The sequence below is a fragment of the Paraburkholderia guartelaensis genome, assembly GCF_004353905.1.
GTDB classification, from domain to species: domain Bacteria; phylum Pseudomonadota; class Gammaproteobacteria; order Burkholderiales; family Burkholderiaceae; genus Paraburkholderia; species Paraburkholderia guartelaensis.
Genome location: NZ_SMOD01000156.1, coordinates 1 through 1,175, shown reverse-complemented (window position 1 = coordinate 1,175; position 1,175 = coordinate 1). Strand labels below are relative to the sequence as shown.

General features: G+C 65.1%; 2 protein-coding genes and 1 pseudogene. 2 read left to right on the top strand and 1 reads right to left on the bottom strand.

Translation table 11 applies throughout. From position 1 onward, the window contains the following. Positions 1–208: transposase (locus E1N52_RS43805; protein WP_133189477.1), on the bottom strand; the 208-nt coding region annotated here is incomplete at its 3' end. 86 nt (positions 209–294) lie between these two features. On the opposite strand from E1N52_RS43805, the pseudogene E1N52_RS43800 reads away from it, so the two are divergent. Both E1N52_RS43800 and E1N52_RS43795 read left to right on the top strand, forming a co-directional pair. Then, positions 295–723: pseudogene (locus E1N52_RS43800) on the top strand (IS21 family transposase); the annotation flags it as partial. Then, positions 720–1,175, top strand: a 456-nt coding sequence (locus E1N52_RS43795; protein WP_165979597.1) for an ATP-binding protein, incomplete at its 3' end; no start/stop codon positions are given. The pseudogene E1N52_RS43800 and the gene E1N52_RS43795, both read left to right, overlap by 4 nt.

Sequence of the window (1,175 nt, the reverse complement as noted above, 5' to 3'; positions counted from 1 at the left end):
CTACCGGTGGCTCGCTCGACACCGGGCCGGCCGCACCGAACACGTCGGCCGCGCGCTCCTGCAACTGCCGCTTCCATTCCGTGATCTGGTTCGGATGCACATCGAACTGCTGCGCCAGTTCGGCGAGCGTGCGCTCGCCCTTGACTGCCGCCAGGGCCACTTTCGCTTTGAACGCCGCTGAGTGCGTGCGTCGGGTTCGTTTCGTCATTTTCTCGGTTCCTTTGCCTGCATTATCGCTGGCTCAGGCCCCGGTCGTTCCACTTATCCCGCTGTCCGATTTTGCGCGGCCACCTCTACCTGTCCGGCGTGCTGGTCCACAGCACCGCACGGGGCTCGCGTGCGCACGACAACCGCCACGCGCTTGATTACCGCCACTTCATTGACTCGCTGAAGCGCAAACCCCAGGCATTCAAGGGACTCGCGTTTCGTGACGCACTGTTCCCGCGTGAGGCGTACCGCAGAACCTGGGAACAACTTGATGCCCGCCTGTCACAACGCGACGCATGCAAGACGATGGTCGGCCTGCTTGAGCTCGCGGGCCTGCACGGCGTGGAGGCCGTACTGGCGGGGCAGCTTGATGCGATGCTGGAGGCCGGCGAGCTTCCCGATCTCAAGGCGCTGCGTGAGCAGTACGCACCCCGCGAGGCCCAGTGCCCCGATGTCGAGGTTCAGATGCCGCCCGTTGCCGTCTATGACGAACTGCTTGAGAAGGTGGCAGCATGAACGCGCCCGCGCATGATGGTGGCCGCCTGGCCCTGATGCTCAACGAGCTGCGTTTGCCAACGATCGGCAGGTTGTGGCCCGAGTTCGCTGAGCGCTCGGACAAGGAAGCGTGGCCGGCCGCACGCCTGCTCGGCGCACTGCTAGAGCACGAGCTGGCCGAACGCGCTAAGCGACGCATCGAGCGGCACMGTACCGAGTCGCATCTGGACCCGACCAAGACGCTCGCCGCCTTCGACTTCGGCGCCGTGCCGATGGTCTCAAAAGCGCATGTCACAGCGCTGGCCACCGGAGAGTCATGGCTGGAGAAAGGCGCCACGGTTCTCCTGTTCGGCCCGCCTGGGGTCGGAAAAAGCCACCTGGGATCGGCTATCGGTCATGCATTGATCGACGTCGGCTACCGCGTGCTGTTCACGCGTACCAGCGAGCTCGTCCAGAAGCTGCAGGCCGCGCGC